We start from the raw sequence: 15834 nt of genomic DNA on the forward strand, positions 1-15834 counted from the left end.
ATGCTGGACGAAATCTGGCGCAAATATGCCGCCATGGCGAACGTTCTCGATCATCGGCCGGACTTCCGCTATGACCCCGAGATATACGCCGCCCTGCGCCCGGACCTGGGCAGCGACCCCGAAGCGCTGCTCCGGCACTATCGCAGCCGCGAGGGCGCCGAGGACCGGCTTGCCACCTTCTACGACATCCACCATGCCCAGCAGCCCGCCATCGATGTCGCGCTGCAGGCGCTGGTCACCGAACCGGATCTCCTTGCGGCGATCGAGGCGGGCGAGCCCGACGCGCACAAGCTCGCCTGCGAACTGATCCAGCTGGGCGAGCCGGTGGATGCGCTGGTCTCGAACTTCTCGATGAAGGGCTACCTCAAGTGGCATCCCGACATCGTCGCCGCGGGCATGGATCCGCTGCATCACTACCTGCGCTACGGGTTTCACGAAAAGGGGCGGCGCACGCTGGCCGATGTGCGGCGCAACCACAAGACCGGCAAGAAACCCTTCCGCCGGGACCTGCCGACCTGCATGATCGCCGTGCATGAAATGTCGCGCACCGGCGCGCCGATCGTCGGGCGCGACCTGCTGCGCGAGGCGGCCAAGGACTACAATGTCGTGATCGCCGCGTTGCGCGGCGGCGAGCTGATGGACCAGTTCCTGGAACATGCCTGCGAGGTGGTGATCTCGCCGCATCCGCAGATCGACTTCCCCTATCTTTCCGGCCCGGCCTTCGAGAGCATCGAATTCGCCATCCTCAATTCGGTGGAATGCGCGCTTTTCGTGGCGCCGCTGGTCTCGCGCGACATCCCCTTCACCGCATACCTGCATGAATTCGCGGATTATTCCTTCCCTGTCTGGACCTCGACCCTGATCGGGCTGTTTGCCGATCTGGTCATCTATTCCTCCGAGATCGTCCGGGATTCCTGGGCCGGACGGCTGAAGGACATCGAATTCGACATGACGCGCGACACCGTGATCGTGCCGCAGCGCCCCGATGTCTTCGGACGCGTCGACCAGGCGGATTTTCTCCGCGCCCGGCGCAACCTGTCCGAGATCCTGGGGCGCGACCTGAGCAAGGTGCGCCTGGTCTGCGGGGCTGGCCATATCCAGTGGCGCAAGGGCACCGACATCTTCGTGATGGCCGCCCAGATCGCCGCCGCGCGAGACCCCGACACCGTGTTCCTGTGGATCGGCGACGGCCAGAACATCGAGGATATCGGCTTCGGCGTCTGGTTCGATTTCCACCTGCGCCAGGCCGGGGCCGACCGCCCGGGGGGCAACCTGTTCTTCCTGCCTGCGGGCCCGCATTACTTCGACGTGCTCAAGGCCTCCGACGCGATGTTCCTGTCCTCGCGCCTGGACCCGCTGCCCAATGTGGTCTTCGATGCGACGCTGCGCGGCTGCCGCGTCGTGACCTTCGAGAACGCGACCGGCTTCTCCGATGACCTCTACAAGACATCCGGCCACTACACCGAGGTCGAATACGGCAACCCCGCCGCCGCGGTGGATGCGCTGACGGCGCTGCCGCGCAAGGAGACCTCGCCCGAGCCGGTGCCCCAGGTGATCATGCCCAAGCTGTTCGGGGCGATCCGCGACGCGCTCGAGGAACGGCTGGGCGCGCAGACCTATTTCGTCAGCGGCGCGACCGAGATCGACCTGCCGATCCTCTATACCAAGGATGAAGACGACCGGGCGCTGCGGGTCCGCGAACGCCAGAAGATCCTTCGCTATGGCCGCAGGATGCTGTGGCGCGACCCGCGCGAGGCGGCGCAGGTCCTGGCCGCCTCCGACAACTGGATCCACAAGGAATGCCGGATCGTGCCCTATGCGCCGGCCGGGCCCGAGGAGGTTCCCCCCTTCTCGATGCATATCCACGCCTATTACACCGACGAGATCGCCGAGGATCTGAAACGCCATGTCGCCTATCGCCATGCGCGGCGCATCGTCGTCACCACCGACACCGCCCAGAAGGGCCGCGAGATCACCGAGATCATGCAGGCCGAGGGGCTGACCCCCGAGATCCGGCTCGTGTCCAATCGCGGCCGGGACATCCTGCCCTTCATGGAGCTGTTCTCCTCGCCCGAGGACTATCCCGAGGACGAGGTCTGGTGTCACATCCACCAGAAGAAATCGCTGACCTCGGCGACGGGCGGCGACATCTGGCGGCGCTTCCTGATGCGCATCCTGCTGGGGGACTCGCAGACGCTCTCCTCGGCGCTGGCCGAGATCGGCGAGGCGGGGGCCGGCCTGGTCGCCCCGTTCGAGCCGCATTTCGTCGCCTGGAACGCCTCGCGGCGGCTGATCTCGAAATTCGACGGCAAGCTGCCCGGGCCCCTGCCGCCCAACCCGCTGGTCTTCCCGGTGGGCAACATGTTCTGGGTGCGTCGCCCCGTAATCGACGAAATGAATGCGCTCTTCGGACCGGACTATCCCTGGCCCAACGAGCCGATCGCCAATGACGGCACCGAATTCCACATGATCGAACGGCTCTGGCCCGCCGTCACCGCAAAGCAGGGCCTGAAGGCGATCTTCGTGAGCAAGCCGGACGAGCAGAGGATTTGAAGACCATGGAAGTCATCTTTCACATCGGGATGGGAAAAACCGGAACCTCGTCGATCCAGCAGGTCCTGGGCGCCAACCAGGAGGAGCTGGCGAAGATCGGCGTCCAATATCTGGGGCTCTGGTTCAACCTGCTCGATCCCGAATTCGCCGGCTATGCCGGGCAGGACAGGTTCTTCGCCTCCTCGCCGGAGCAGATGAAGACCCATGCCGAGAACTACCATCTCGCGCTGAAGGCGCTCTCCGAGAAGACCGGGAATGACAGGTTCATCATTTCCAATGAATCGATGTACGGATACGTCACCCAATTCTCGCCGTTTCTTCAGGAATTGAAGAAGAAATGCACGGTCAAGCTGGTGATCTATGCCCGTGATCCGTATAGCTGGCTGCCCTCCGCCTATAACCAGTGGGCGCTGTATCACAAGACCATGCCCGGGCCGGTGCCCAGCTATCAGAAGGCGACGCCCGCCATGCTGGCCACCTATTCGGGGCTGCGGCTATGGGCGAAGGATCACCTGGACATCATCGAACTGCGCCATCTGAAACGCGGGATGGACGTGGTTTCGGATTTCTCCGACCTTCTGTCGCTTTTCCTGCCGCCGCCGGAAAAGAACACGCTGGAGCGCAAGGACCCCGCCGAGAACGCGATCCGCGCGGTGTTCAACGAAACCGTGGGCGGTCCCGTTCTGCCGACGGAATTCGACAGGATCACCGGTAATGTCGAATTGTCGGCCTCGCCCGATCTGGAGAAACTCGTCTCCGACATGTTTGATTACGGGGCGACCAGCGACATGGTCGCGGGGCAAAGCGCGCTTTTCGACGAGATCAGCAGCATATACGGCGTGGATATCCGCCAGGACAAGCAGAAGGAACATGCCGCGCCGGATGTGGAGGCCTTCCGCAATCGCGTGCTCGAACATCTGATGACCCTCACGCTGCAGCAGGCGCGACGGGTCACCGAACTGGAAACCACCGTCCGCCAGCTGCGGCGGCAGGTTGCAAAGCTGAACCAAACCACCGCCAAGTCTGCCTGAGGAGTATTTCATGGCGACGGCAACTGCAAAAAGGCGCACATCCCGGTCCAAGTCGCGCGTGTCCGGAACCAGCAGGAAAGTCATCTTCGTTCTGGGAAGTGGCCCGGAGGCGCAGGCCACCCTGTCCGGCGTGCTGACCCGGCTGGGGGCGAAAGAGGCCGAAGCCCCGTTCCCGCAGGGCGAGGCGCAGGCGGAAACGGGGCTCGAGCCGCCGCCGCCCGTCCAGGAGGACGGGCCTCCCGTCGCGCCGCTGGCCGATGCGCTCGGCACGGCTCTCGGAAAATCCAGGATCGCCCTCGTCGCGGTGCCCCGTGCCGCCGCGCTTCTGCCGGCGATGCTCAGCGCGGCCGAGACCTGCGGCCGCACGCCTCTGCTGGCCGTGGCCCTGGGCGCCGGGGACGGAGACCAGCTGGATGCGGTCCTGCGGATCGAGCAACTCAGCCGCGGCGTGCCGCGCGTGTTCGTGCCCGTCGATGCCCTGGGCGGCCGTCTCCCCGACATGGTCGCGCAGATCGGGCGCCGTTTCGATCTGCGCTGGCCGAAATCGGCCAAGAGCGCGGCCCCGCAGATTGCCGCATTCCTGGCCGAACGACGCCCGGCTGGCGAAGGCGATCCCGCTTCCATGCCCTCCGGATACGCGCGGGCATTGGACATTTTCGAACAGTGGCTGGAACATGGTGAAGAGTTTGCGACCGTGAACGAGTTGACCGCCATCCGGCCCGAGCCGGAAACAGACCTGACCCCGCCTGCAGAAATCACGCCAGAGCTAGTGACGGACGGCGCGGCCGAGGCCTTGCAGCAGAAGCTTGCCGAGCTGGAAGCCGAGCTGGCGCGCAGCCGCGCCGCGGAGGCCGAGGCCCGCAGCGAGGCCCGCGCCCATGCGGAGGAGGCCCGCCTTCACGCCGAGGAGGCTTCCGCGCTGCGGGGCAAGGCGGCGGCCGAGGCGGCCGCAAGCCAGGAGACGATGCAGGCGCTTCACGCCGAAATCGAAAAGCTTGAAATGCGCTATGCGGAAACCCGGGATGCGAAACAGGCCGCGCTGGACGAGGCGGCCACCCTGCGCAGCGCACTGGCCCAGAGGGAGCATGAACGCGACGATCTGCGGCGCGAGCTGTCAGGCGATGCCGAACATCGGCAGGAGCTGGAGCAGAAGCTTGCCGAAGCCCTGAGGAATGCCGAGCGGGCCGAGGAGAAGCTGGCGCGGACCTCCCGGCTGCTGACGGGAATGTCCCGCGATGCCGCGGCACAGCTGAAACGGCGACTTGCCCAGGCGCAGAACCCCGCACCGGATCCGACGGTTGCGCTGGCTGCCCGGCTTGAGGAACGGGACCGGCAGATCGATACCGCCCGGGAAGAGCTGTCGCAGGTCACGCGCGAACTCGAGCGGCTGCGGGAAGATGCGGAGCTTGGCCAGGGCGAACGCAATCAGCTGAAATCGACCCTGCGCCGCCGGGAGACCGAACTCGTCGAGCAGATCGCGCAACGCCGCGCCCTGCAGGCCGAGCTGGCCGCCGCCCAGGGAGAAGCGGACCGCATCCGCTCCCAGATTGCCGCAGGCCAGGACGAGCAGGCGCATCTGTCCGAAGCGCTGGACAAGGCCAGGGACGAGATCGAGCAGGTCAAGGCACGGATGGCCGCCGAGATGGAAAACCTCGAGCGCAGACGGGCCGAACAGCATGCCCATGCCGAGGAACAGCGGCTGATGCTGGAAAACTGGATCCATGAAATGGAGGCAAGCACGTCCTGGCGCGCCACGCGTCCGCTGCGTTCCATCATTTCGGCATTGCGCCCGCCGCCAAAGGAGTAGGACGGGATCATCCCGTCACCCCTGCGAACCGCCGGGCTGATCGATGCGATGCCTCGGCTCTGGTTGATGCGCGGGGGATTGCCCTGCGCCGCCAAGATCCCGGCCTGCCGGGACATGCCCGGATCACGCGAAGAAATGCCGCCCCCTGATCCGGGCCGCTTTCGTCAGCACGGTCCTTCAATCGCGCAGGTCCCGGTTCCTCAGGCGCATTTGCCGACCAGCATCGGCATCGCGTCGAGTATGGACAGAACCGGGCGGCCGGTCTCGCGCCTGAGCGCCGCGGCATAGGGCGGAAGGCTCCCATGCTCCAGAAGGAAGGCGCCGGTCTCGGGCGCGCGGTCCAGGAGGCGTCCGGCAGCGGCCAGGACGGCCGCCTCTATCGCGGCAGGATCTATGTCGGCCCGCCAGTCCGCGCCATTGCACAGGAAGGTCCGGGCAAAGGCGGGCTCCGTCTCCAGCGCCTCAATCCGGACCTGATCGGGAGAAATGTCGGCCGCGGCCAGGGTGGCCGGCCCCGGGAAGCCGCTCCGTCCCGTCAGGATGCCCACCGGACGCCCTCCGCCAAGCTGCCGCGCCGTATGCACCATGCTCAGTGGCGAGAGAAGGACCGGAACCGGGACGGCCGCGGCGATCTCCTGCTGGGCCGTCGCGAGAAACCCGCAGGAGGAGGTGATCGCGACCGCGCCTTCCGCCGCAAGTTCCTGCGCAGCCTTCAGAAAAGCCGCGGTCAGGGCCGGATCCGCCCGCCCCTGCGCATCCGTCAGCGCATGGTCGCCAGCAGGGATTTCGCGGAGCCGCGCCGGGAGGGGGTAACTGTCGCTATTGCTTGCATCACCGGGGATCCGTGGAAACCGGTCCGCCAGGCTCAGTACGCCGATGAAACGGGGCATGAATTTATCTATCGCTCCAATGAAATATCCCGATATTTGTATCTTGCGAGGGGATATTCAAACAAGAAAATAATTTCCGATCCCAATCCTTCGCCAGCATCCCCCCACATCCCGCCGGGATCTGCCCTGCAAATCAGCACGAGCCCATCATCAGCCTCTCCTCCCGCGGCAGCAGCGCCCGCAGAGCCTTCAGGGCCTGATAGTAATTCATCTGCTGCAGGACCTGCGTCACCTGGTTCAGAAGGTTCCGGCTGTCAGGGTCGAGAAAGACCTGGCTCAGCTGCTCGACCCCGCGCAGGATCTGCGGCTGGACCTCCTCGGGGCAGGCATCGCCGGACAGAACCAGCTGGGCCAGATAGCAGACCCGGCGCACCGGCGTATTGGCCTCGTCGGGATGGATCGCATCCCGCAGCCTCAGGATATTGGCATTGGGGGTGATGATGTTGATCCGGCTTCGGCGTTCCCCGTTCTCGATCACCGCCCCGTTTATCAGGATACGTTCCCTAGGACCGAGTTTCAGCACCAAGCCTGTCATGACGTCTTTTCCTGTCCTCTCAGTCCCCGCATGATCGCCGTATTGATGTCGATCAGCGCGGCAGGTTCCGCGCGCCCCTTCAGCACGCTGCTGGTATAGGTTTGCACGAACTCGTTCAGGTAAAGTATCCGGGAGCGGATTTCATCGGGAAGTTCGTTTTCCGGACTTGCGACATCCAGCGCCAGCATCGTCCAGAAGCGGCGGTTGTCGTGAAGCGCCCCGACAAGGGATGGGAACTCCGCCCGCCCGAGCCCCGCCGCCGTCTTTATCCTGCGGGTTATCCGCCCGAATACTTCGTACTCGACCCCGCGCGGCGTCCGGATGGACTGCGTCTGGGTCATATATGCCTTCTGGGCAAGCTGATGCGCGTTCAAAGCCAATTCCTACCAAGCCAGCCTTCATTCACTCGCGTTTCGAAACCGGGGGTGCCGGATGCCGGCACCCCCGTCATGACTTAGCGGAACAATGCTAACACATTCTGTGGCGCCTGGTTGGCGATGGAAAGCGCCTGGATGCCAAGCTGCTGCTGGACCTGAAGGGCCTGCAGCCGCGCCGAAGCCTCTTCCATATCCGCATCCACCATGGCCCCGATGCCTGCACGCATCGAATCCGTCAGCTTGGACACGAAACTGGACTGGGTCGCGATCTGCGATCCGTCCGAGCCGAAGGAGGCCGCCGCGTCGATCGCCGTGGAGATCAGCGATTCCAGGGTCACCATCTGCGCGGCAAGCGTCCCCGCATTGGTCGCGTCGATCGTTGCCAGCTGACCCAGCCCGCCGGAGCCGGCATTCTGGAACTGACCCGTCACCGACAGATCGACCGAACCGGTATTGGAGAAGGCAAGTTCGCCGACATTCGCGCTGTCATAGGCCACCGACAGCCCCGCGATGCCGAAGCCTTCGATCTGGGCCTTCAGATTGGTCGCGGCGATATCGGCCGGGGTGTTGCCCGCGGCAAGATCCGTCGCGCTGAAGGTATAGCTGGCCGTGTAGCTGCCGATGTTGATCGACACGCTGTCCCCGGCCGCATAGGTGCCGGGATCGTTGATCACGATCTCGTCCGCGCCCGCGGTATTGTCCAGCGACATCACGAACGTGTCCCCTGCCGCCGAGACGACGCTGGCCGTCCCCGCGGTGAAGGCGGTATTCGCGGTATACCCTCCGGAATTCAGATCCTGGCCGGAGACCGAGATATAGGAGGCGGTGACCGCACCGGCGCTGTCGCGGTCGATGGAGGACAGGACATTCGTCGTCGCGGTGGAGCCGTCCACCAGGTTCAGCCCGTTGAACTGGGCCGCGCCGACGACCGAGGAGATCTGTTCCTTCAGCGCCGTGATGTCGTTGTTGAGCTTGGTGCGGTCGACGTTGTCGCCCTGGGCGGCGACCAGCTTCTCCTTGATCTGGCCGAGGAGGTCCGTGATGGTTTCGGCTGCCGTCTGGGCGACCGCGACGGTGGACTCGCCCAGCGACAGGCTGTCCGAGATCGCCTTGAACCCGTTCACATCCGATTCCATCACCTTGGAAATGGCCCAGATCGCCGAGTTGTCCTTGGCCGTCGAGATGCTCTTGCCGGTCGCGATTTCGCCCTGGGTCCTCTCGAGACCCATATTGATGCTCTTCAGGGTCTGAAGTGCCACCATCGAGCTGGTGTTCGTGAGAATGCTAGACATTTTTCCCTCAATCTTTGGCACCTTTGGCGCCGTTGACCCAACTTCCTTTCGGAAACCCACGCCTTCTGCGACTGCATGCGGCTGTCTTCCGCGCATGCGCCACCCCCAGGGATGCAGGGCTCAGGGATAGGGATCGCGCCCTAACAAAAACATAACCGCGGCGGGGGCAGTGTTTCGCATTTGACCGGACCGGCATGCCGGGGATCAGATCAGCCCTTCCTCCCGCCAGGCCAGCAGCTGCTGGCGGCTGACCTCGAAATGCATGCTGTCTTCGCGCCGGAACCCGGCCCCCCAGACCCAGCCTTCCTCGTGGAAGTAGTCCGCGATCAGGATCAGCCCCAGCTGCGTGCGCCCGTCGGCGAAATTGTCCAGCTGTCCGGCGATGTTGAGATCCACCGCCAGCCCGAAGGCATGGGTGGAGACCCGCCCGATCGTGCCGCGGATCTGGCGCACGCAGAGCGACCCGGAGGAGGCGATCAGCCCGTAGAGATCGGGATCCGACGCCTCGATCCGGGCAAAGACACGGCGCAGGCTCTGGATCGCCGGGTCCAGCATCCGCACCCGGATCGGGCCGACCTCCTCCAGGCGCAGCCGGTCGCGCAGGGCCGGGTTGGTCATCTCCTCGCAATCGTCGCTCAGCCGCTCGCGCGGCCGGCCGAGGAAATCCACCAGGAAGGACGGGGTTGCGACCGTGATGCCCTTGTTGACGTTCAGCCGGTCGGCGATCAGCACGACCCGCGCATAGGCATCGAGGATCGGGTTCGGGCCCTCCCGCCCGAACCCGGCCGTCCCCGGCGGAAGCGGCGCCGCCGGAAGGGCGGGCGCGGCGGGGCGGGCGCGGCTTTCCTCCAGCTGGCGCAGCCGGTCCTCCAGCGCATCGATGCGCTCCTGCTGGCTCTCGATCTGGAACCGCATCCGCTCGATGTCGATCCGCGCGCCGCTGTCGATGGTGCCGCCGCCGGGCGCGCCGCCGCCGCGCGGCAGATGCGGCAGCAGCAGCAGCCCCGCCAGCCCGAGGGCCAGCACCAGGATCGCGCCGATCAGGATCGGAACCACGCGCATCGCCTACCCCGCCACCTCGACCACGATGGCCGAGACATTGTCGCTGCCTCCCGCCGCCAGCGCGCGCGCCACCAGCGCGTCGGCGGCGTGTTCCAGCGGCGCGGCGCCGAGGATCCCGGCCAGTTCGGGCCCGCCGACATGCCGGGTCAGCCCGTCGCTGCACAGCAGGAACCGCTCGCCGGGCGCCAGGCGGCCGCGGATCTTGTCCAGATCCAGCGCCGCGCCGACGCCGACGGCCCGCGTGATGACATTGGCATGGGGCAGCTGTTCGGCCTCCTCCCAGCTCAGCCCGCCCGCGGCGACCAGTTCGGCCACCATGGAATGATCGGTGCTGAGCATGTCCAGCTGTCCCGCCCGGAAACTGTAGAGCCGGCTGTCCCCGGCCCAGAAGGCCGCGAAATGGTCCTCGGACAGGATCAGCGCCACCACCGTCGCGCCGATCGGACCGCGGGCGCGGCGGTCGCTCTCGGCCAGAATGCACTCATGGGCGGACAGGATCGCGTCGCGCAGCCCCGCCATCATCCCGGCGGGCGCCAGGTCGACGGGCAGCGCCGCGATGGCGTCCGTGACCGCGCGGCTTGCGAAATCGCCGCCCTCATGCCCGCCCATCCCGTCGGCCACGGCCCAGATCCGGTGCGCGGGCAGCGCCAGGATCGCATCCTCGTTCAGCTTGCGCACGCAGCCCACATGGGTGGCCGCGCTATGCCTGAAGACCGTCATGCCGCGCCTCCCCCTGGCCTGCCGGATCCGCGTCCCGCCCCGCCGCGAACAGCCGGGCGGCCGTCTCTGCCCGCGGCATCCCCGGCAGCAGCCACAGACGGGCGCGCCCATCCGCGCCGATGCAGGACCAGTAGCCGGGGGACGGGTCCTGACGCAAGGTCAGAGCGCAGGCCAGCCCCGCGGCCAGGTCGTCCTGCCGCGCCGCCGCGACCTCCGCCCCGACGCCATGCGCCAGCTGCAGACCGGCCGGAGCCGCCGGGGCCGGGAGGCCTGCCAGCCGCGCCTCCAGCGCAGCGCGGTCCGCATCGTCCCCCAGCATGTCCAGCGCCGCCGCCTCCAGGGCCGCGAAAGGGGTGCCGTCGCCCAAATGCACCGCCGGCAGGAGCGCCCGCGGGCCCTGCAGCACCGTCATCAGCGCCAGCGGAAAGCGCCGCCCCACGCGGTCGATCGAGGGCATCAGCACCCCCGTCACCGCCTGGTCCCAGACCAGTCCCGCAGGCAGGGTGAACCGCCATATCGGCGCCGACATGTAGGCCGCGTCCCATCCCGGACCCAGCTCTGCCGCGGCCTCCTCCATCGCCGCGGCAAGCCAGCCGTCCCAGGCCCGCACCAGCCCCGGCGGCAGGCCGAAGCGCAGGAAATCCCCCAGCGCCGGGATCTTGCCGCAGGCCCCCCATCCCCCCGCCATCAGAAGCTCTGCGGGCAGGAGAAGCGGCCGAGGCTCGGCAGCGCGAAGGGATTGGCCAGCGATCCCGCCTGGATCTCGAAGATCGCCAGCCGCCCGCCGATATTGAAGGTCACGCGGGTCCGGTCCGCCGCGGTCGTGCCGCTCAGCACGCCCTGGTCCAGCAGCCGGAACAGCGCCCAGGGGCCGGTCTGCACCAGGTCGTTGACCGAGTTGCGTTTCGGCCGCTCCAGCACCACCTGGCTCAGCCCGACGGTCCCGGGCCAGGAAATGGCGGCCGGGCGCGGGCTGTCGCCCTGGGAAAAGGCGACGCCCTGCCCGTCGATCTCCCAGGCGACGCTGCGCGCCTCGGGATCCAGCGCCTGCGGGGTCAGCTGGAACCGGATCTGCGGCTGCGCGGTGCCGCCGCCGAAAAACGCCTCGCGGATCGCCGCGGCGTGCTGCAGCTCCAGCAGCACCGCATCCGAGATGCCCAGATCCTCGCCATTGACCGTCTTCCAGCTCCAGGGATTGGTGGCGGTATCTACGAAGGGGGCAAGCGTTTCGGTGAAGAAGCCGTCGATCAGGCCGCCGGGGGCGAAGAGCCGGGCAAAATCCTGCAGCGGCACATCGGTGCGGGCCCCGCGGGTGAAGGGATAGGTGTTACCCGTCACCTGGCGGCAGACCGGCAGGACCTCGGCCTGCCACTTGGCGCTGATCGCGGCGCGCGTGCCACCGGCCGCGACCCCGCCCGAGCCGACCGCGATCTGGGCCGCCCAGCGTTTCATCGGCCCGTCCAGCCGCCCGGCGGCGGCCCGGAAATCCGCCAGCGCGCGGCTGTTGCCCGCCAGGTCGGACACCCCGCCCGCGATGCTCAGCCGGTTGAGATCGTCATAGACCGCCCCCAGCAGAGCGATCAGCCCGTCGAGTTCCGAGGACTGGCCGTCCGGCGCGGCGACCAGTGCATGCAGCCAGGCGAATTCCTCCTGGACATAGCTGCCCGGCGGCGGCGGGGCGCCGTCCGGCCCTGGCGGCCGGGTCTTCTGCACCTCCTCGAGAAAGATGCGGCTGTCGGTGCCCAGCCGCAAGGCGGCGGCGCGCCCGGCCACCCGTTCGGCGGCGGCGCCCGCCGCCTCCAGCGCCGCCGCGACCGCGGGCTGCGCCGCGGGCAGGGGCTCGGCCAGCCGCGTCTCGGCCGCTACGGCGGTCAGGATGTTGACGATGGGCGAGGACGGACCGGACAGGATCTGCGTCACCTCCACGGCCCGCGACAGGGTCTCGATCGGGACGATGTCAATATCCGCCAGAAGCTGGTCATAGGCCAGCTTGTAATCGCCGAAATACTGGTCGAGCACGTCGCGCGACAGCGCCACCAGCGCCGCCTCCGACTGGCTCTCCTCGGCGGTGGCGCCCAGCACCCAGCTTTCCGCCTGCACCCGCGCGGCAACATTCACCGCCTCGCCGAGGACCACCTCGTGGAACCCGCGGCGGGTGAAGATGCCCGGCACCGGATCGTTCAGCGCCCGCCCCGAGGGCCGGATCATCGCCGCCGCGATCCGCGGTCCGCCGATATCGGTCAGCCGGAACCCCGGCAGCGCGCGCGCCGCCTCGCTGGCCAGGATGCCGCTATAGACCCGCGCCGCCAGCGGCAGTTCGGTCAGCACGCCCTGCACCTGCGCGACGAGGTCGCTGTTGAGGTCGATCCGGTCCATCGGCTGGGACAGGAGCGCGTCGAGATGGCGCGCCAGCGCCGCGCGCTCCGCCTCGAAGGAGGCGCCGGGGAAGGCGCGCTGCCAGTCATCGCCCAGCCAGGCGCGGACATGTTCGCGGTCCATAGGCCCCAGCTGCCCCAGCATCAGGTAGGTCTTGAGCGCATCATAGAGGAAATCCGGATCATTGACCGACCGCGCCATCTGCCGTTCCAGCCCCAGCAGGATCCGCGGCAGGAAATGCCGGTTGAGCGCCGCGCGATAGGCCAGCCGCCCCTGATTGCCGAGCGCATATCCCTGGTACAGCCCCCAGCCCAGCCCGGCAGGCACCGGCGCGGCCGTGTCCTGCCCCGGCAAGCCCTCGGCCAGCGCCAGCACGGGCAGCACCGGCAGCAGGTCGCTGTCGCCCACCGGGCCCTGCGGCAGCCCCTCGGCGAGACAGCCCGCGGCCTGCGCCATCGCCGCCGCCTCCGCCGGGACGGCACCCGCCCCCGCGCCCTCGATGCAGCCGCGATAGGCCGCGATGCGGGTGGCGGTCTCCTCCAGCAGCGCGCGGTTGCCCAGGTAGCTGCGCGCCCACAGCGTCCCCAGCCCCGCCGCCACCAGGACCGCCGCCGCCACGGCCAGCCCGCGGCTCCAGCGATAGCGCCGCTCGGCGCGGTCATCGGCGCTGACCAGCCCGGCCTCGGGGAAGATCACGTCGCGGAAAAGCCCCGTCAGGAAATAGGACCGACCCGCCCCCTGCCCCGAGCCGACCGCCTGCCGCCCGATGCCGAAGCTCTGCGCCATGCCCTGCATCAGCCGGTCGATCGGCGTGCCTTCCTGCGTGCCGGAGGTGAAATAGACCCCGCGCAGCATCTGGCGGTGCTCGTAGCTGTTTTCCCGGAACAGCTCGTCGAGGAAATCCCCCGCCAGCGGCTTCAGCGAGGCGACCTGCGCCGGAAAGGCCGCGACAAGGGCGCGGCGGCCCGGATCGGGCTCGCCCTGCAGACGGCCGATCAGCTGCGCGTTCAGCCGCTCCACCAGCGCGTCGAATTCGCCCGCGACGCGCTCGGCCGCCGGGGTCTTGTCGCGCGGATCGGCCAGCGGCAGCGTCGCGCCCCAGACCTGTGCCAGCGCCTCGCGGCCCAGCCCCTCGAAGCTCTCGGCGAAGCCCGCGATCAGGTCGGCCTTGGTGAAGAGCACATAGACCGGGAAGCGGATGCCGAGATTGCTGCGCAATTCATGCAGCCGGCGGCGGATCGCCTGGGCATGGGCGCGGCGGCTGGTCTCGTCCTGGTTGGCCAGATCGGCAAGGCTGACCGCCACCAATGCGCCATTGACCGGCTGGCGGGGGCGCTGGCGCTTCAGCATCGCCAGGAATCCCAGCCAGGCCGCGTTGTCCGAGGCCGCGTCGCTGTCCTGGGTGGTATAGCGCCCGGCCGTGTCGATCAGCACCGCCTGGTCGGTGAACCACCAGTCGCAGTTGCGCGTGCCGCCCACCCCCGCCAGCGCCGCCTTGCCGAATTCATCCTCCAGCGGGAAGTTCAGCCGCGAATTGGCGATGGCGGTGGTCTTGCCCGCGCCGGGCGGGCCGATGATCACGTACCAGGGCAGGTCATAGAGCCGCTTGCGCCCGCCCTTTGCGCCGCGCAGCACCTTCAGCGCGCGCCGCAGCTTGCCCTGCATCTCGGCCAGGTCCTCGGCAGCATAGCCGTCGGGCGCGGCCGGGGTCTCGGGGATCGCGGTGACCTCCTCGACGATGGCGGTCTCGCGCTTCTGGCGCAGCAGGACCATCACCAGGATCGCCAGCAGCACCGCCAGCCACAGCAGCGCCAGCCCCGTCAGCCGTCCCGTCACCGTCGTCAGCGGCCGCGCCTCGGCGATGGCCAGCAGCGGCCCGACCGTCCAGATCGCCGCCGAGAAGACCAGCGCCACCAGGATCAGCAGCCCCGGCCCGGAGCCGAGCGCGCGCAGGATCGGTTTCATGGGGAAGTCCCTCCGCTCAGGATGGCATCGCGCAGCAGGATGATCTCGATGCGCCGGTTCTGCGCCTTGCCCGCGCGCGTGGCATTGTCGGCGATGGGCTCGGCATCCGAACGCCCCTCGGCGCTCAGCCGCGCGGGATCGTCCACCAGCCCCGCCAGCCGCGCCCGCACCGCCTCCGCGCGCGCCAGCGACAGCGCCATGTTGTCGGGAAACCGCGCGGTGCGGATCGGATCGCTGTCGGAATGCCCGGCGATCAGCACCGGGCCCTGCGTGCTGTCGTCCAGCGCCTGCGCCACCGCCGCCAGCGGCGCCTCGAATTGCGGCTCCAGCCGGTCGGAGGCAGAGGCGAACATGTTCGCCCCCGCAAAGCGCACGGTGATCGTGTTGGCATCCTGGAAGACGCTGACCAGCCCCGCCGCGATCGCCTCGGTCAGGAAGCCCTGCACCTGTTCCAGCTGCCGCGTGTCATCGGGCAGCGGCAGCGCCGCGGGGGCGGGGCGGTCCAGCTGAACCACCCCCGGCGGGTCCAGCACGGCCAGCTGCCCGGCAATCCCGCGGCTCGACAGCGACAGCAGGTAGCCCAGCGTCAGGAACCCCGCCAGCAGAACCGCCACCAGCCCCCCGGCCGCGATCCAGACCGGTTTCCATGCCGAAAGCGGGCGGTGGGGCCGCTGCAGCCCGCTCCAATGCGGCGACAGGTCGGGATCTGGCAGGCCGCGCTGCGTGGCGATGATCCGCGCCAGGCCCAGGCGGATCTCAGCATGGCGGTCGCGTCCCGACGGCTCCACCCGCAGCCGCCCCTCGAAGCCGAGCGCGAGGCAGAGATACAGGAATTCCAGCAGGTGCAGGTTCTTCCCGGGCTCCTGCTCCAGCCGCGCCAGAAGGTCGTAGAACCGGTCGCCGCCCACCGTCTCGCGGTGGAAGCTGGCGACCAGGCTCTGCTGCGCCCAGGAGGACTCCGCCGCCCAGGGCGTGTTCAGCACCACGTCATCCAGCGTCGCGCAGATCGCGTAGCGCGCCACGCGCACGGTCTTCTGGTCGACCCCGGATTGGACCGCCTCCTCCTCGAAGGCGCGGATCTGCGCGGTGACGGCGCGGCGCAGCGCATCCGGATCGGGGTGCTGGGCGCGGTTGCGGATCCGCCCGGCCAGCGCGAAGAGCCCCGCGGCGGCGGCCGCAACCGGGTTCGGCCCGGTCCGCGCGACGCGCCCGGCCGCATCGGGCGG

General features: G+C 68.3%; 12 protein-coding genes. 3 read left to right on the top strand and 9 right to left on the bottom strand.

Annotated features, from left to right (window positions below; all coding sequences use genetic code 11):
* From ICN82_RS12615 to ICN82_RS12625, 3 genes are read left to right on the top strand one after another with little or no spacing between them, the layout of a single operon-like run.
* Positions 1-2553: a rhamnan synthesis F family protein gene (locus tag ICN82_RS12615; RefSeq protein WP_193183305.1), complete on the top strand. Its 2553-nt coding sequence runs from the start codon at positions 1-3 to the stop codon at positions 2551-2553.
* 5 nt (positions 2554-2558) lie between these two features.
* Entirely contained in the window at positions 2559-3584 is a 1026-nt protein-coding gene (locus tag ICN82_RS12620) for a polysaccharide biosynthesis protein (RefSeq protein WP_193183307.1), read from the top strand.
* 10 nt (positions 3585-3594) lie between these two features.
* The gene (locus ICN82_RS12625) at positions 3595-5391 is read left to right on the top strand and encodes a hypothetical protein (protein WP_193183308.1); all 1797 of its coding nucleotides are present in this window, start codon (positions 3595-3597) and stop codon (positions 5389-5391) included.
* Positions 5392-5591: 200 nt separating this feature from the next.
* Here ICN82_RS12625 and ICN82_RS12630 read toward each other — a convergent pair whose 3' ends face one another.
* The 9 genes from ICN82_RS12630 to icmH form a co-directional block, all read right to left on the bottom strand.
* Positions 5592-6281 carry an aspartate/glutamate racemase family protein gene (locus tag ICN82_RS12630; protein ID WP_193183309.1) on the bottom strand — a complete coding sequence of 230 codons (690 nt, stop codon included), beginning with the start codon at positions 6279-6281 and terminating at the stop codon, positions 5592-5594.
* Positions 6282-6414: 133 nt separating this feature from the next.
* Positions 6415-6816 (bottom strand): flagellar biosynthesis repressor FlbT, encoded by a 402-nt coding sequence (gene flbT, locus ICN82_RS12635; protein WP_193183310.1) that lies wholly within the window; start codon positions 6814-6816, stop codon positions 6415-6417.
* Positions 6813-7196: a flagellar biosynthesis regulator FlaF gene (flaF, locus tag ICN82_RS12640; RefSeq protein WP_330999002.1), complete on the bottom strand. Its 384-nt coding sequence runs from the start codon at positions 7194-7196 to the stop codon at positions 6813-6815. The genes flbT and flaF overlap by 4 nt, the downstream gene beginning before the upstream one ends.
* Positions 7197-7270: 74 nt before the next feature.
* Positions 7271-8485, bottom strand: coding sequence for a flagellin (locus tag ICN82_RS12645; RefSeq protein ID WP_193183312.1), 1215 nt, complete (start codon positions 8483-8485; stop codon positions 7271-7273).
* Between the two features lie 204 nt (positions 8486-8689).
* Positions 8690-9547: a M15 family metallopeptidase gene (locus ICN82_RS12650; protein ID WP_193183313.1), complete on the bottom strand. Its 858-nt coding sequence runs from the start codon at positions 9545-9547 to the stop codon at positions 8690-8692.
* 3 nt (positions 9548-9550) lie between these two features.
* Positions 9551-10267, bottom strand: a complete 717-nt coding sequence (locus ICN82_RS12655) for a PP2C family protein-serine/threonine phosphatase (RefSeq protein WP_193183314.1) — start codon at positions 10265-10267, stop codon at positions 9551-9553.
* On the bottom strand, positions 10248-10955 hold the full coding sequence (gene tagF, locus ICN82_RS12660; protein WP_193183316.1) for a type VI secretion system-associated protein TagF: 708 nt from the start codon (positions 10953-10955) through the stop codon (positions 10248-10250). Before tagF ends, ICN82_RS12655 begins: the two co-directional genes overlap by 20 nt.
* Positions 10955-14608, bottom strand: coding sequence for a type VI secretion system membrane subunit TssM (gene tssM, locus ICN82_RS12665; protein WP_193183327.1), 3654 nt, complete (start codon positions 14606-14608; stop codon positions 10955-10957). Before tssM ends, tagF begins: the two co-directional genes overlap by 1 nt.
* On the bottom strand, positions 14605-15834 hold a 1230-nt coding region (gene icmH / locus ICN82_RS12670), incomplete at its 5' end, for a type IVB secretion system protein IcmH/DotU (RefSeq protein ID WP_193183329.1). The genes icmH and tssM, both read right to left, overlap by 4 nt.

The sequence above is a fragment of the Mangrovicoccus algicola genome, assembly GCF_014903745.1.
Taxonomy (GTDB): Bacteria; Pseudomonadota; Alphaproteobacteria; order Rhodobacterales; family Rhodobacteraceae; genus Mangrovicoccus; species Mangrovicoccus algicola.